The organism is Rhodococcus sp. G6(2025) (assembly GCF_058628105.1).
On the sequence record NZ_CP179750.1, the window covers coordinates 4,071,031 to 4,085,687 of the forward strand.

Genomic DNA, 14,657 nt, shown 5'->3' on the forward strand with positions numbered 1-14,657 from the left:
ACATGCCCGGGAAGCAGTCCACTCGTGGGCATCCGAAGGCACGCGGGGCGGAGACCGTGCGTGTGCTTCTCGACACGGCCGGTCCGACGTATGCGTCCGAGTCGCACGTGACTTTGAAGGACACCCCGACGCCTCTTTTCCAACTGCTGACGCTGTCTTTGCTGCTGAGCGCGCGGATCTCCTCGGAGATCGCCGTCGCGGCGGCCAGGGAACTGTTCCGAGCGGGTTTGCGCAGCCCACGCGCGATGCGCGCGGCGGACCGTCGCATGATCATCTCCGCACTCGGCAGGGCAGGTTACGTGCGCTATGACGAGAGCACGGCTACCCGTCTACACGCCGCCGCGGTTCGAGTCCACGACGAGTACGGCGGTGACCTGCGCCGGCTGGCCCGCGCCAGCGATCAGGAGACCTCCGCCGCGATTCGGTTACTGACGGAGTTCGACGGAATCGGCCCGGTGGGCGCCGATATCTTCCTCCGGGAAGTTCAGGACGTATGGACGTGGGTGCGCCCCTACTTCGACACGCGAGCTACCGAGTCTGCGCGTGAATTGGGGCTACCGGACGATCCCGCCGCACTGTCCGCCCTTGCCTCGGAGGACCGAGTCGCGGAATTGGCGGCCGCCCTGGTGCGGGTCTCTCTCAATCCGCGACTTCGTGAGGAAGTGCGCGGCAATACGCGCTGAGAGCCGGCACTACTACTCCGCTCGGACTGCCTTCGACTCGCGCTCGTCGTCCTCGCGGAACATTGCTTCGATGCGGTTCTTGATCTCGACCGTGCTCATCGAGCCACGGGAGGGGGCGAAGCCGCGATTGCGAGCGGAGGTGGGCGTGGTGAAGGTGTTCATGTGACGTGCTTTCTGTCTTCTGCGCCGGCGAGTGCCGCGTAGTGGTCGAAGGGTGCGTCCGCGAGTCGGACGGTTAGATCAGGAGCGCGGCAAGTACTACGGCGGCCAGCACTGACACGGAGGTGGCGACTGCGACGAGGACGGATCCCGTCACGACGACGGCGGGCGCGGTTGCGGTTGCCGCCGAGACAGAGGCGATGTATACGGTCGGACGCAGCGTGTGGCGGTGTGGCGGCTCCTCGGCAGGGGGCGGCGACATCGTGCGCTGATCGTCCTGGTGCACCGTGGTGCGGGTCATGTGTTGGCGTACCCCGTGGTAGCAGGAGTGACGTGAGTCACAAACTTACGAGTATGTTGTACATCACAACACGCCCCTCGCGCCAGTCGGTGCCATCTGCACCATGTGCGGGCCGGAGGGGATCATCGTCGAACGGTGGAGCAGTTGGCCGTCCGTCACGGAAAGCGACGATCGAAAAATTCCGTGCAGGGATGTCGAGAACCCGCGCGTCGCTTCGTCCCCGGAGTGAATACGGCCAGAATGGGCCGCACCGCACCAAGGAGAACATGATGGCCAAGTACCTGCTGCTCAAGCACTACCGTGGCGCGCCGGCATCGGTCAACGACGTGCCCATGGACCAGTGGACACCGGAGGAAATCTCCGCCCACGTGCAGTACATGAACGACTTCGCCGCTCGGCTCGAGAGCACCGGCGAGTTCGTCGACAGTCAGGCACTCTCCCCGGAGGGCACGTTCGTCCGCTACGACGGCGAGGGGCGACCACCGGTGACCGACGGCCCGTTCGCGGAGACCAAGGACCTGATCGCCGGCTGGATGGTGATCGACGTCGAGACCCACGAGCGGGCACTCGAACTGGCCGGCGAGCTGTCCGCGGCCCCGGGTGCGGATGGGAAACCGATCCACGAATGGCTCGAGGTGCGTCCGTTCCTGGCCGCGCACCCGACAGTCACGGAGTGACGCACGGTGGACGACGCCCTTCTGCGGACCCTCACCCCCACCGTGATCGGCGTCCTCGTTCGTCGCGGAGCAGACTTCGCGGCGGCCGAGGACGCCGTGCAGGACGCTCTGATCGAGGCCGTGCGTGCATGGCCGGACGACCCGCCGCGCGACCCCAAGGGCTGGCTGGTCACCGTGGCCTGGCGCAAGTTTCTCGACGCCACCCGCGCGGATTCCTCGCGGCGGCACCGCGAGGAACGTGTCGACGCCGAGCCCTCCCCCGGCCCGGGCGAGGCGGTGGACGACACACTCCAGCTGTACTTCCTGTGCGCGCACCCGTCGCTGACACCCGCTTCGGCCGTCGCGCTGACGCTGCGCGCGGTCAGCGGCCTGACCACGCGTCAGATCGCGCAGGCCTACCTCGTGCCCGAGTCGACGATGGCCCAGCGGATCAGCAGGGCCAAGCGGACCGTCTCGGACGTGCGGTTCAACCAGCCCGGTGACGTCGCGACGGTGTTGCGCGTGCTCTACCTGGTCTACAACGAGGGCTATGGCGGCAGTATCGATCTCGCCGCCGAGGCGATCCGGCTTACTCGCCAGCTGGCGGCCAAGACCAACCACGAGGAGGTCGCGGGCCTGCTCGCGCTCATGCTGCTCCACCACGCACGGCGCCCGGCGCGGACCCGCACCGACGGCAGCCTCGTGCCTCTTGCCGAGCAGGACCGCAGTCTGTGGGACACCCGCCTGATCGCCGAGGGCGTCGTCGTACTCCAGTCGGCCCTCGCCCGCGACCGACTGGGCGAGTTCCAGGCCCAGGCCGCCATTGCTGCGCTCCACGCCGACGCCCGGACGTCCACGGAGACCGACTGGGTGCAGATCGTCGAGTGGTACGACGAACTGGTGCGCCTCACCGACAGCCCGGTGGCCCGCCTCAACCGGGCCGTCGCCGTCGGCGAGGCAGATGGCCCGAGGGCGGGCCTGGCCGCCCTGTCGGGGCTCGACCCCGCTCTGCCCCGGCACTCCGCGGCCGCGGCGTACCTACACGAGCGTGACGGGGACCCGGCCACCGCAGCACGGCTCTACGCCGAAGCAGCCCGGTCGGCGCCCAACCTCCCCGAACGGGACCACCTCACGCGACAGGCCGCTCGGCTCAACGCACACCTGCGTAGTTGAGCAGCGACCACACCGTCTCCTATGCGCTGGTTATGTGGTGATCGGCTATGGAAAGGAACCGTGCTGGTTGTGGTGACGACGGTTGCTGCGAGCGTTGGCGACCCCGCGAGTTCGTTAAAATTGGGTGTTCCGTCACGGTCCGAGTCAAATATCGACGACGGAAGATGAAGGGCGCTGACGGTGGGTGCGCGATTCCTGCTCGCTGCCGACCGCTACTCGGCTGAATGCCGGGCGAGTCGCTCCACTACCCCTGGCCGCTCCACCGGCCCCGGCAGCGTCCTCTCCCCTACTCCGGCGTCGGCCTGAGGCCCGTTGCGTCCAAGCCTTTCGAACAAGTTGTGAACTAGTCGAGAGGTGCAGACAGGGGTCCCACTACCCCGACGCCGCGGGGTGACCACCAAAATTCGGGTAATCGACGCGTTCCGTCCGAGTCAGAGTCATACCGTCGAATTTTTTGGGGACTTGATGCGGCGATTTCCGACGAGCCTGCAGGAGTCGCAGATGGTGGGAATGCCACGAACTGGTCACGCGTCCTCCCCCACCCCAGGCACGGCCCTGCCGCCGAGTTCGCCACTCCCCCGCTGAACGCAAAATTACACGCGTCAGAACCAGCCTTTACGCTTCGCCCAGACGAGCAGTGCCCCGGACATCGCGAGCATCACGAGCAGGATCGCGGCAACCGAGAGCCATTGCGTCCGTTCGTTCACGATCACATTCATGCCGATGATCGAGGACAGAGCAGTAATCGGCAGCGTGACGGCCGCGATGACGGCGAGTCGCTCGGCAGCGATGGTCATTTTGGTGTTCGTGCGTGCCTGGTAGAACTCGATCGTGCCCTGGAGGTAGTCCTTCTGGCCCTTGGCCATCGCGGTCAGATGCTGGAACTGGTCGACCGCGTCGAGCAGGAGATCCTGCCCGTTGCCGGCGCCGAACGCCTCGATGGTGACCATGCGGCCGTAGACCTCTCGGCTCAACGCGGCCATGGTGCCGACCGTGAGCAGACCGTGTCGGACCCGGAACATTTCGTCGAGAAAGGTTTCCGGATTGCCGAGGTGCCCGCCAGTGACCTGTTGCTCGAGCTTCCACACGTCCTTGGTCAGCTCGGCGGTGTACGCCCGCATCCGAGCCGTCAACGCGGCGAGCAACGCGAACGACAACTCGAACGCGGTGCCCGGCTGCAACTTCCCCGACTCCAGCCGGCCCAGCACCGCATTCGCCTCGACCATTGCGGTCGAGGGATCGATCGCCGGATTCACCGGACCGTGCACGGTGACCAGGTACCGGCCGCCGATGAACTGGTCCAGTTCGACGTAGTGCACGTGTCCGTGCGCTCCCGACTGCGGCGCGTGCAGAACCACGAAGAAGTGGTCCTCGTACCTGTGCACCTTCGGGACCTGATTGCGGTTCATCGAATCCCGCACGGCGAGAGGATGGAAGCCGAAAATCGTGGTCAAAGCGTCGTTCGCCTGGTCGTCCCAGGCCGGGACATCCACCCAGACCAATCCGTCGGGGCGGTCGAGCAACGCCCTCAGTTCCGTCACCGCACACGAACGCACACCGTCACGGGAGATGAAGCGGACGTCCATATCGGCCTCCTCGCCACGACGGACAGACCATCTCCTCTGTCATAGCACCCGCACGGCGGATGCGAGGAGAGAGGAGACTGAGGGCGTGGCTGACGACAAAATTGCGCTGGTTGTGGTGGATGCTGCGAACGTCGTCGGCTCGCGACCTGACGGTTGGTGGCGTGATCGTGCCGGTGCGGCTCGACGATTGCTCGCCAAGCTCGGCACCCTCGAACAGCGCCTGGACCAGCCCGTCGAGGTGGTGGTCGTCCTCGAGGGCGCGGCGAAGGCCGCGGTCACCGGTGAGACCAACCCGGAATTCGAGGGCCTGCACGTGGTATCGGCGGTCGGTTCGGGCGACGACGCGATCGTCGACGTGGTGGCCGCAGCCGCCGAGGAGGACGGCGACCGGCCGATCACCGTCGTCACCGCAGACCGAGAACTCCGCGACCGAGTCGAGGCACTCGGGGCCAGAACAATCGGTCCGCGCTGGCTCCTGGACCACATCGACTCCTGACGGTCTTACCACTCAGCGGCGGTGCGGCGACCGCTTTCCGTCGGGGGTGACCACGAGGTCGAGGATGCGGCCACGGACCTTCCTCCGCACCAACCCCCACCGCCCGTGATCGGCCAGGGCGGCACGAGCCGCGTTGTATCCACACATACCGTGGACACCGCCGCCCGGATGGGTGGCCGAGCTGGCCAGATACAGCCGGTCGATGGACGTGTAGGGCCCGGACGAACCCGGGGTCGGGCGGAAGACGAGCTGCTGGTACAGCTGGGCGGTGCCGCCGTTGACGGCGCCGCCGTGCAGGTTCGCATTGCTCGCCTCGAGGTCGCCCGGACGCTGCACATTGCGACCCACCACCCGCTCGGCGAATCCCGGCGCGTGCGATTCGAGCATCGCGTCCACTCGGTGCCCCAGCAACTCGGCCGATTCGTCGTCCGTGATTCCCCGCGGCAGATGCGTGTAGGCCCAGGCGCTTTCGGTTCCCTCGGGCGAACGGCTGGGATCGGACGTCGTCATCTGACCGAACAGTAGGAACGGGTGGGTCGGGATCACCCCTGTGGTCAGGTCGGCCATCCACCGGACCAGTCCGTTGTCGTCGGCGCCCAGATGCACGGTTCCGGCGGACTCGAGGCTCCGCGACCGCCACGGAATCTTGCGGTCCAGAGCGTAGTTCACCTTGACGACGGGGGTATCCCATTCGAACTTCTCGAGGTCTGCACGGACGCCCGCAGGGACAGCGGAGGAATCCAGCAGCCGTCCGTAGAGTGCGGGCGCGGAGACATCGGCGAGCACCGCGCGCCTGACCAGATAGCGGTCGCCGCCCGCGGTCCGAACCTCTGTCGCCACTCCCCCGGTTGCCTCGATCGACGTCACCTCCTCGCCGCACCGAATTTCCGCGCCGTTCCGTTTCGCTCGTTCCGCCATCGCGGCGGAGAGGGCGCCGGCCCCACCGACCGGGACGACGTACCCGTCGTCCTGCGCGAGCATGGTCAGGAGATATCCCATGACTCCGCTCCCCGGTGCGTCGACCGGGGTGTCGGCGTGCATTGCGTTGCCCAGCAACAACACCCGGGCCGATTCTCCGTCGAACAGCTCGTGCGTCATCCGGCGTGCGGGCAGCATGAGGAAACGCAGGAGCCGGAGAGCTTCCGCGGTGCCGAGCTGCGACAACAGTCGCCGTGGTCCCCGTACAGGCGGAAACGGGCTGAACAGGGTGTCGAGGAACGGTTCCTTCACGTCCTTCCACTGCTCGAAGAGGCGGAGCCACGCCTGTCCGTCCCCCGGTTGCCTGCGCTCGAGGTCGGCCGCGGTGTCTGCCGGATCCCGGTGGATCAGCGGGGCGTCGTCGTCGTGCGGGTGCCTGGGGTGCCCGACCGCGGCGGGCGCCTGGCTCCATCGCAGACCGACACCTTCGAGGTCGAGGTGCCGGATCGCCGGTGAGACCGCTGCCAGGGGATAGAACGCACTGAACAGGTCGGTGCGGAAACCCGGGAAGAGTTCGGCCGACCTGACGGCGCCACCCGGCTCGGGTTGTTGTTCGAGGAGGACGACGTCCCAGCCGGCCTCCGCCAGGGTGGCCGTTGCGGCGAGACCGTTGGGTCCGGCCCCGATGACGACAGCGTCGATAGTCCGCACTGTCACGGCGTCAGGGTTTCGTGTTTCGCTCGGCGAGGAACGAGAGCCGGCGTAGACACTCCAGATTTCGCGGGAGGACCGCGAGGTCTTGCGCCGTCTGCGGAACCCACTTCAACGGAACGGAGGCTGCGGCCTCGGACATCCGGAGGTGGCAGCCGGATCCACGCGGCTCGAGTCGCAGTCGCACGACAGCTTTCGTAGGCGTCACCTGGGCGAGCAGCCGAAGTTCACGGTCCTCTTCGGCGAAGAGGACCTCGGTGGAGTCGTCGATCAACGCGGGCCAGGCGCCGACGGAATGGTGCAGACGGCTCCCGACGGCGGGCCATTCGGCGGAGACGGCACGCATGCGTGACGCTCCGACCACCCAGGACGGGTACAGCCACCCGTTGGCGAGAACGGACCACACGTCCGAAGCCGACGCCGACGTGTCGTGTTGTGCCTCGATGACGACCACTCCCTCGAATGAGTACTTGACGGACTCTCCGCGCTTACCCGCGTTCATCGCATCGAAAACTGTGGTTTGCTCGAGCCTATGTCTGCGGAATCTGCGTCCACCACTCGAGCAGCGCTGTTCGACGTCGACGGCACCCTGGTCGACTCCAATTACCTGCACGTCCGAGCGTGGCAGCGGGCGTTCCGGGAGGTCGGGCACGATGTGGACGCGTGGCGGGTGCATCGTGCGATCGGACTGGATTCTTCGCTTCTCCTGCAATCGCTTCTCGGTGACGATGCGGACGAGCTCGGGGACCGCGCGAAGGATCTCCACACGACGTATTACCTCGGCGCGCGGGACAGCATGCGGCCGCTGTCCGGGGCACGGGAACTGATCCGGGAATTGCACGGGCGCGGTGTGCAGGTCGTCCTTGCCACCTCCGCCCCGGAGGAGGAGCTGGATGCGCTGCGGGCGATCTTGTCGGTCGACTCGTACACCGCTCACACCACGTCGTCCGAGGACGTCGATCATGCCAAGCCGGATCCTGGGGTGGTCCGTGCGGCGATGGACCGAGCGTCCTCGTCGCCCGACACTGCGGTGATGGTGGGCGACGCTGTGTGGGACGGCAAGGCGGCGTCCCGGGCCGGTGTCACGTTCGTCGGTCTCCTCAGCGGGGGTATTTCCCGCGCCGAGTTGACGGAGGCCGGCGCGGCGGCGGTGTTCGAGGACGCACAGGACCTACTGGACAACCTCGAGTCCAGTCCGCTGGCGAAGCTGCTGGTGTCCTAGGCTCCGCGCGACGACCACGCCTGCGCGATCTCGGGATACGCGTCGGCGATCTCGTCGACACGCTCGTCGGTCGCGGTGTCTATCTCGGCTCGGTGGCGCTGCGCTGTGACCAACGGACCCTCCGATCCCCCGGATTCGGAACCACCGGCAGGCGCGTCCGCCTCCCATTCGTGGATCACCTCGTCGAGGCGCAGTGCGACGAATTGCTTCTTGCTCTCAGCCATCATCTGTTCCTTTCGTTGCGTTCGCAGGCGGCGTGCTTTCAGTGCTGCGCTCCTACGCCCTCCCCGGCCGCGAACCGCGATTCCGAATCGGTGACCAGTCCGATCGACACGAGTGGGCGGGGGAAGAGCAGATCGGTGAGGTAGGCGAGAGCGACCGCCCAGCGATTGGCCGCGTTCGGCATGGCGTACAGGTGGTAGGCGCGCGTGACCACCTTCGCGAGGAACCCCGACAGCTGGATGCCGAGAGGATTCGCGACGGCGAACCCCGGGCCGAGATCCACGACGAGACCCATGTCGCGGTGGCTGTACGGTTTCGGGTCGCCGACGCCCAGGCTGGCCGCGACGTTGCTGGCCAGGGCCTGCCCTTGCCGGACGGCGTGCTGGGCGGTGGGTGGGGTGATCGACCCGCTGTTCTTCGGATCGGGAACAGCTGCGGCGTCGCCGCCCGCGAACACGTCGGGATGCCCGTCCACCGAGAGGTCGGGGCGCACCGTCAACCTTCCCTTCTCGGTGGGTAATCCGAGCGTGTCGATGAGGGGGCTGGCGGTCACTCCCGTCACCCAGGCGACGGTGCGGGTGGGGATCACGGTGCCGTCGTCGAGCGTGACGTGTTCGGGTCCGAGTTCCGTGAGGGTGGTTTCCAGTCGCACGTCGATGCCGCGGGAGCGCAGCACATCCAGTACCTTGCCGCCCAGCTTCTCCCCCACCTCCGGCATCACCTTGCCGGCGGCGTCGAGCAGCAGGAACCGGATCTTCGCGGGGTCGAGGTTTCGCCGCGCGGCCGCTTCGTCGGCGAGGGCGCGCAGTTGGGCGGTGAGTTCCGTGCCCGCGTAGGAGGCACCCACTACGACGACCGTCCGGCGGGCGTCGGCGACCGAAGGATCGGTGTCCCGCTCGGCGAGTTCGATCTGGGTGAGGAGCTGGTCGCGGAAGTACAGCGCCTCGGCCGGCGTCTTGAGTCCCCTGGCGTGCTCGGCGAGACCGGGAATGTCGAACAGGCGCGTCACCGACCCGGGGGTGAGCACCACCCGGTCCCAGGCCACGTCCTCGACGCCCTGCTCGCAGTCGGTCACGTGCACGGTGCGGGCCTCGAAGTCGACGGAATCGACGTTGCCCTTCACCAGTTCGACGTTCGGCAGCGCCTCGGACAGCGGAACGGTGACGAACCGTGCGTCCAGGATTCCGCCCGCCACCTCGGGCAGGAGCGGTGTGTAGAGCATGTAGTCGTGCGCCGAGATCATGGTGATGCGGCTATCGGTCCCCCGGAGGCGCCGCGTGAGAGCGCGTGCGCATTCGAATCCGGCGAAGCCGCTTCCCACCACGACGATGCGAGTTGGCTCTCCAGCTGATTCGTGGGTCATACAGAACACTGTCCCCAACCTGGCGTCGAACCAAACAATCTCCGGCGGCGCGGCATCGCGGTGTGAGGACGGCGATTCCGGGTACTCGCCGTACGAGAGTGATCGACGTGATCGAATGTGAAGGGCGGGAACATGAGTGCTGTGTCGAAGGCAATGTACAAACCGTTGGCGCTGGCCGCGAGTGTCGCCGGCGGAATCGCGGCCAGTGCGGCCTTCGGTCAGGTGTGGAAGCGCGTCGCCGGCGAATCCGAGGCTCCCGACCCCAAGGATCTCACACGCAGCACCCGCGAGGTGCTGATCGCGGCGGCCGTGCAGGGCACCGTATTCGGCCTGGTCAAGGCGGCGGTAGACCGTGCAGGCGCGCAGGGATACCGGAAGCTCGCCCACGCCGACCCACGGTAGATCGAGGCAGTTGTCACGGAACACCCCTAGGCTGAGCCGATGCGTACTCGTTTCGCGGAAAACCTCGACAGCCTGTCCGGCGATCTCGCCTCCATGTGCCGGCTGTCCGTTACCGCGATGTCGGAGGCGAGCGACGCACTGCTGCAGGCAGACCTCGAGCTCGCCGAGCACGTCATCGATGTGAGCGGCGAACTCGACGATGCCGCGGCGCACTGGGAGAAGCGGGCCTTCGCACTGCTGGCGCTGCAGGCGCCGGTCGCGCACGACCTCCGGTTCATGGTCGGCGGCCTCCACATCTCCGCGGATCTGCACCGCATGGGCGGACTCGCGGTGCACATCGCGAAGATCGCCCGCCGACGGCATCCCGACCACGTCGTTCCTGACGAGGTCCTGGACGTGTTCACCGAGATGGGCGCCGTCGCCGTCGCGCAGGCGAAGGAGACGGAGCAGGTTCTGCAACACCGCGATCCCGAACGCGCACGCGGATTGCTGACGGCGGACGAGGCGATGGACGAACTCCATCGGAGCCTGTTCACGATCACCCAGGCCGAGGACTGGCCGCACGGTGTCCAGTCGGCCGTCGACATCACCCTGCTCGGCCGCTTCTACGAGCGGTTCTGCGACCACACGGTCGAGATCGGCAGGCGCGTCATCTTCCTCGAGACGGGCAGCCTGCCCGAACAGTGAGCGCGGCGCCCGGTCAGCTCAACCCTTCCGCCGCGGCCACCGAGGGCACCGGACCTCGGGTGTAGACGTCGAGGTGGAAGTCCGCGTCCTGGTACGCCCCGGCACGGTGGAGGCCGTCCGTCGCGGCGACCGTCTCGTGCACCGCGCGGCCGGTCTGCGGGTACTCGGGTACCGGATGCTGCCAGTGGACCGCCACGAGAGTGCCACCGACTTCCAGGGCGTCGACGGCACGTCCCAGCGTGGTGGCGAGGTCGGCGGGCGTCAGGTAGTACAGCACCTCACTGAGCACGACGAGGTCGAAGGCGCCGGGCGGCCACGGGTCGAGCAGCGATGCGAGGCCGAGTTCCACCCGGTCGGCCACTCCTTCGCGCCGCAGACGGTCCCGTGCGCTCTCCAGGGCGCGCGGAACCACGTCCGTTGCGACGACCCGGTCGCAGCGCCGCGCCAGGTGCGCCGTGAGCACGCCGATAGAGCACCCCGGTTCGAACGCCCGTCGATAGTGCGGACGGGGCAGGGCCGCGAGAGTGAGCGCGTACTTGCGGCGCTCGTACCACCGTTCGTCGAAGCCCCACGGGTCCGCCGAGTCCGCGTACATCGTCTCGAAGTAGCCGGGATCCATCGCGCTCACCACAGCACCCATTCCGTTGTCCGCATCAGTCTCGCGAGCACCCACGGCGGGAGGATCGCGGCGTCCCGCGGGTCCTCGGACAGCGGGAGGATCTGGGTCCGGAATTCGTCGACGGCACGGCGTTTGCGTGCCAGGATCTCGGCGGCCGGGGTCAGGACGCGTATCCGGTTCCAGGGCACCGCCGGATCGGCAGGCCGGGCCCAGTGCCACATCCAGACCGGATACTCGATCAGTCGGTGCCCGGTGATCGAGCAAGCTGCTGCCGCAGCTCGCCCAGTGGCTTCGTGATCGGGGTGGCCGTCCCCTCGCCAGGTCGCGAGCACCCACACCCTCTCCCCTTCCCCGGAGGTCGCGGTGAGCACGTCCACGAGGCCGGTGGTGAGTGCGTGCTCGTGTGCGCTCACCCCGCCGTCCGGTATTCCGAGTCGCAGTGGTTCCCCGACACCCAACAGTGCTGTCGCCTGGTTCGATTCGGCGATCCGGGCGGCGGCCAGGGCGTTGGGCGACAGCGTCGGCGAGTCCGGGTGGGACGCCGCACCGTCCGTCACCGCCACCACCACGACGGGTATGCCGGCGGCCGCGGCGGCGGCCATCAGCGCGCCCACGCCGAGTACCTCGTCGTCGGGATGTGGTGCGACGACGACCAACCGGTCGCATTCCGCGAGTGGTACCGGCAGGAAGCGGGTGGACTCCAGCCACGGCTGCCATTCGTCCTCCGGTGTGCCGCGCGCGGCCACGGGGATCTCCCGGAACCTGGTGCCGTTGTCCACTGTCAGTCCTCCCCCGCGACGAGTGCGCCGAGTGTCGCGAGATCGCGTTCGGCGTGGGATTGCCGGATGTAGACGAGGAGGTCCGCGACGTTGCGGGCATGGTCGGCGTCGGTCGCGAGCGGCGCGGCGCCCAGCGCTCGGCCGACGCGGTCGATCACCTCGCTCGCGGTCCGTTCGATCAGCGCCCGCACCCGGAACGCGCGCACCTGGGCGGATTTCCGGTCGAGGGGGCTCGCGTCCACCTCCCCGGCCGCCGATTCGAGTGCCCATCGTGCCGCGCTGACGGCGACGTCGATCGCGCCGAGGTGCGCGAGCTGGTGACTGTCCGCGCGGCCACTCCGGGCCCGCACCCGCAGCGGTTCCGCGACGGCGAGTGCGCCCCCGAACCAGCACGCCGCCACCCCGATGCCGCCGTGCCAGAACCCGGGACGATCCAGGTACTCGTCGGGCGCGCCCACCGGTCGCGCGGGAACACCGTCGAACGTCACCGACTCGGTGTCGGTCGCCGCCATGCCCGGATTCCGCCAGCCTCCGCGTCCCGCCGTGACCCCCGGTTCCCGCAGATCGACGGCGAACAGGCGGGGTTGCCCGTCGACTCGTGCCGTGATCAGGGCATGCGTGCACATCGACGCCCCGGAGCACCATGCCTTGGTCCCCCGCAGGCGCCACCCGGTGACGTCGCGGGACGCGTGTAGGACGGGGTGTGGTGGCTCGCTGGCCCACACGCCCCAGAATTCGTTCCGGCCGGCGCGGGTGCCGTCGACTTCGGCGAGGATCGCGTCCGCGTCGGCGTGTGCCTCGAGGAGCCGGCCGACCGAGAGGTCGTGGCGGCACCATTGCGTCAGCCGTGCCCACCGGGCTGCGGTCGAGCCTCCGCCGGGCAGCGGCAGTTCCGCGTCCCCCGCACCGATGATCGCCCGCACTGCGGCGTCGGTGGGGCTGCTGTCGTGGGTGACGTCGGCGCTCATCGGTCCTGCAGTCCTTCGAGGTACGTGGCGAAACCCTGCGGCGCGCGGGCGTCGACTCGCGCAGATGTCTCCACCGGGGCATCGATACTCCACACCACGTTCGCTCCCCGCTCGACCATCCGCTGCACCAGATCCACGTCCTCGTGCGCGGGCAGTGCGGCAAACCCTCCCGCCGCCCGATACAGGTCCGCGGAGAATCCGAGGGATGCGCCGTGCACGTGCCCGTGGGCGGCGCCGGACCGGTAGGCGCTGCCGTACCGCGACCGGACGTGGTCGGGCCACCCCGACCAGTCGGTGACCGCCACCGTGCCCGCCACCAACTGCGCCCCACGACTCGCGTGTTGCAGGTGGGACGACAGCCAGTGCGCGGGGACGCGCGAGTCGGCGTCCGTCGTGGCGAACCACTCGTGCGGGCGCGGGGCGACCGACTCGAAACCCGCACGCCGGGCCGCTCCGACGTTCCGCGCACCCAGGACCACGACGTCGACACCCGCCCTGCGGACGACGGCTTCACTGCCGTCGGTGCACCCGTCGAGCACCACCACTGTCGTGACCGGCACGGACACCGCCTGCGCGGCGGTATGCAGGCCCTCCAGGCAGCCGGGCAGCAACGCTTCCTCGTCGTGGGCGGGCACGACCACCGTGATGTGCTCGACGCGCATGACGTCCCTTCCTGATCACTCACTGTTTCCGGGTTCAGCAAGTACCCAGTCCGTCGTCAGGGGAACCACAACCGTTCGGCGTTGACGACGGCAACCTGGTGCGCGACCGGGACGGGTAGCGCACCCAGCAACGTACGGATTTGACGTCCCCGGGTCTTCACCGTCTCCGCCCTGCCCACGGTGTCCGTGCCGACGACGAATCGGTCGCGATGCCGGGTGATCACCTCCACCCAGTCGGCGGCGACGTCGGAGCCGTCGACGATTCGATCCAGCAGCACCCACGACAGTTCGACGGTCAAGTTCGGGTGCCGACCCAGTAGTTCGCGGACCAGGCCCAACTGACCGCTGGGGTCGACGCGGCGCGACACGCCCGCGTGGCACCAGACGACGGAGGTCGACCGATGCCGTTCGAGGGCTCGCTCGAGTGCGCCGATGTATTCGTGCCTGCCCGGCATTCCGGTCGAGGCGGAGTCGTGATGGAGCGAGATCGGCACCTCCTTCTCGGCGCAGAACGCGAGAACCTCGTCCATCGCCACGTGGTCGGGAGAGGGCACCTCGCCGAGCGTGAGATTCGTGAGGTCGTCGTGACGGAACATGACCTCACCGACACCGGCCCAGCGATCGGTGCGATTCCACACGAATTCGACATGCTCGACCGCGAGGCGGTCGGTGGGATCGAAACCACAGACGAGCGGCGCCACCGTCAACCGGCCGTCGGATTCGAGTTCGGGTAGCAGGTCGAGGACGATGGCGTCGGTCAGCGAGTGGTAATGACACGGCGCATTGTCGTCGAGGTAGTAGTCCGGCCGCACCGGCTCGGCCGTCGACCACTTCTTCTTCAGCGGGAGACCGAACACCACGGCGCGCTGCGCACCGGCGTCGACCAGGGTGTCGCGTAATTCGTGCACGGCGGCGGGATGTTGCAGGAAGTCCACCAGATGCACGTGCGTGTCGATCCACTGAGCAGAGGCCATGTGGTCCGATATACCAGCAATTCCCCGCGGGAGCCGACTCTGATTCGGGATCTGCCACCGCGGGTAACCTCCCGCC

General features: G+C 68.1%; 19 protein-coding genes. 7 read left to right on the top strand and 12 right to left on the bottom strand.

The window, feature by feature from the left end; all coding sequences use genetic code 11:
- Positions 1-2 precede the first annotated feature (2 nt).
- Entirely contained in the window at positions 3-683 is a 681-nt protein-coding gene (locus ACLIVD_RS18840) for an HhH-GDP family DNA glycosylase (protein ID WP_283332459.1), read from the top strand.
- A gap of 12 nt (positions 684-695) precedes the next feature.
- Here the strand turns inward: ACLIVD_RS18840 and ACLIVD_RS18845 are convergent, their stop codons facing one another.
- Together ACLIVD_RS18845 and ACLIVD_RS18850 are read right to left on the bottom strand one after the other, a co-directional pair.
- On the bottom strand, positions 696-845 hold the full coding sequence (locus ACLIVD_RS18845; protein WP_283332460.1) for a hypothetical protein: 150 nt from the start codon (positions 843-845) through the stop codon (positions 696-698).
- A 73-nt stretch (positions 846-918) separates the two neighbouring features.
- On the bottom strand, positions 919-1,143 hold the full coding sequence (locus ACLIVD_RS18850) for a hypothetical protein (RefSeq protein ID WP_283332461.1): 225 nt from the start codon (positions 1,141-1,143) through the stop codon (positions 919-921).
- A 269-nt stretch (positions 1,144-1,412) separates the two neighbouring features.
- Here ACLIVD_RS18850 and ACLIVD_RS18855 point away from each other — a divergent pair, with 269 nt between their 5' ends.
- Positions 1,413-1,820, top strand: a complete 408-nt coding sequence (locus ACLIVD_RS18855) for a YciI family protein (RefSeq protein WP_283332552.1) — start codon at positions 1,413-1,415, stop codon at positions 1,818-1,820.
- Between the two features lie 6 nt (positions 1,821-1,826).
- Positions 1,827-2,972: an RNA polymerase sigma factor gene (locus ACLIVD_RS18860; protein WP_283332462.1), complete on the top strand. Its 1,146-nt coding sequence runs from the start codon at positions 1,827-1,829 to the stop codon at positions 2,970-2,972.
- 602 nt (positions 2,973-3,574) lie between these two features.
- On the opposite strand, the gene ACLIVD_RS18865 is transcribed toward ACLIVD_RS18860, so the two are convergent.
- A complete protein-coding gene (locus ACLIVD_RS18865; RefSeq protein WP_491930418.1) occupies positions 3,575-4,558 on the bottom strand; it encodes a magnesium transporter CorA family protein in 984 nt (327 codons plus the stop codon).
- Positions 4,559-4,643: 85 nt separating this feature from the next.
- Here ACLIVD_RS18865 and ACLIVD_RS18870 point away from each other — a divergent pair, with 85 nt between their 5' ends.
- Positions 4,644-5,054 carry an NYN domain-containing protein gene (locus tag ACLIVD_RS18870; protein ID WP_283332464.1) on the top strand — a complete coding sequence of 137 codons (411 nt, stop codon included), beginning with the start codon at positions 4,644-4,646 and terminating at the stop codon, positions 5,052-5,054.
- A 12-nt stretch (positions 5,055-5,066) separates the two neighbouring features.
- On the opposite strand, the gene ACLIVD_RS18875 is transcribed toward ACLIVD_RS18870, so the two are convergent.
- Together ACLIVD_RS18875 and ACLIVD_RS18880 are read right to left on the bottom strand one after the other, a co-directional pair.
- Positions 5,067-6,689 (bottom strand): phytoene desaturase family protein, encoded by a 1,623-nt coding sequence (locus tag ACLIVD_RS18875; RefSeq protein WP_491930419.1) that lies wholly within the window; start codon positions 6,687-6,689, stop codon positions 5,067-5,069.
- 4 nt (positions 6,690-6,693) lie between these two features.
- Positions 6,694-7,137 (bottom strand): SRPBCC family protein, encoded by a 444-nt coding sequence (locus ACLIVD_RS18880; RefSeq protein ID WP_317567508.1) that lies wholly within the window; start codon positions 7,135-7,137, stop codon positions 6,694-6,696.
- A gap of 78 nt (positions 7,138-7,215) precedes the next feature.
- Here ACLIVD_RS18880 and ACLIVD_RS18885 point away from each other — a divergent pair, with 78 nt between their 5' ends.
- A complete protein-coding gene (locus ACLIVD_RS18885) occupies positions 7,216-7,905 on the top strand; it encodes an HAD family hydrolase (RefSeq protein WP_491930420.1) in 690 nt (229 codons plus the stop codon).
- On the opposite strand, the gene ACLIVD_RS18890 is transcribed toward ACLIVD_RS18885, so the two are convergent.
- Both ACLIVD_RS18890 and ACLIVD_RS18895 read right to left on the bottom strand, forming a co-directional pair.
- The gene (locus tag ACLIVD_RS18890) at positions 7,902-8,129 is read right to left on the bottom strand and encodes a hypothetical protein (RefSeq protein WP_280783156.1); all 228 of its coding nucleotides are present in this window, start codon (positions 8,127-8,129) and stop codon (positions 7,902-7,904) included. The genes ACLIVD_RS18885 and ACLIVD_RS18890 overlap by 4 nt on opposite strands.
- 38 nt (positions 8,130-8,167) lie before the next feature.
- Entirely contained in the window at positions 8,168-9,490 is a 1,323-nt protein-coding gene (locus ACLIVD_RS18895; protein ID WP_491930421.1) for an NAD(P)/FAD-dependent oxidoreductase, read from the bottom strand.
- Positions 9,491-9,622: 132 nt separating this feature from the next.
- Between ACLIVD_RS18895 and ACLIVD_RS18900 the strand changes: the two genes are divergently transcribed.
- A complete protein-coding gene (locus ACLIVD_RS18900) occupies positions 9,623-9,892 on the top strand; it encodes a DUF4235 domain-containing protein (RefSeq protein ID WP_280783154.1) in 270 nt (89 codons plus the stop codon).
- Between the two features lie 39 nt (positions 9,893-9,931).
- Complete coding sequence (gene phoU, locus ACLIVD_RS18905) at positions 9,932-10,579, top strand: phosphate signaling complex protein PhoU (protein WP_105417489.1); 648 nt, start codon at positions 9,932-9,934, stop codon at positions 10,577-10,579.
- A 13-nt stretch (positions 10,580-10,592) separates the two neighbouring features.
- Here phoU and ACLIVD_RS18910 read toward each other — a convergent pair whose 3' ends face one another.
- The 5 genes from ACLIVD_RS18910 to ACLIVD_RS18930 are packed head-to-tail and all read right to left on the bottom strand — an operon-like array spanning position 10,593 to position 14,581.
- Positions 10,593-11,219: a class I SAM-dependent DNA methyltransferase gene (locus ACLIVD_RS18910; RefSeq protein WP_280783152.1), complete on the bottom strand. Its 627-nt coding sequence runs from the start codon at positions 11,217-11,219 to the stop codon at positions 10,593-10,595.
- Positions 11,204-11,977, bottom strand: a complete 774-nt coding sequence (locus ACLIVD_RS18915) for a PIG-L deacetylase family protein (protein WP_283332470.1) — start codon at positions 11,975-11,977, stop codon at positions 11,204-11,206. Before ACLIVD_RS18915 ends, ACLIVD_RS18910 begins: the two co-directional genes overlap by 16 nt.
- A gap of 2 nt (positions 11,978-11,979) precedes the next feature.
- Complete coding sequence (locus ACLIVD_RS18920) at positions 11,980-12,945, bottom strand: acyl-CoA dehydrogenase family protein (protein ID WP_491930422.1); 966 nt, start codon at positions 12,943-12,945, stop codon at positions 11,980-11,982.
- Positions 12,942-13,607, bottom strand: coding sequence for a glycosyltransferase family 2 protein (locus tag ACLIVD_RS18925; protein WP_283352796.1), 666 nt, complete (start codon positions 13,605-13,607; stop codon positions 12,942-12,944). Before ACLIVD_RS18925 ends, ACLIVD_RS18920 begins: the two co-directional genes overlap by 4 nt.
- 56 nt (positions 13,608-13,663) lie before the next feature.
- Positions 13,664-14,581 (bottom strand): amidohydrolase family protein, encoded by a 918-nt coding sequence (locus ACLIVD_RS18930; RefSeq protein WP_025432596.1) that lies wholly within the window; start codon positions 14,579-14,581, stop codon positions 13,664-13,666.
- Between the last annotated feature and the right edge of the window lie 76 nt (positions 14,582-14,657).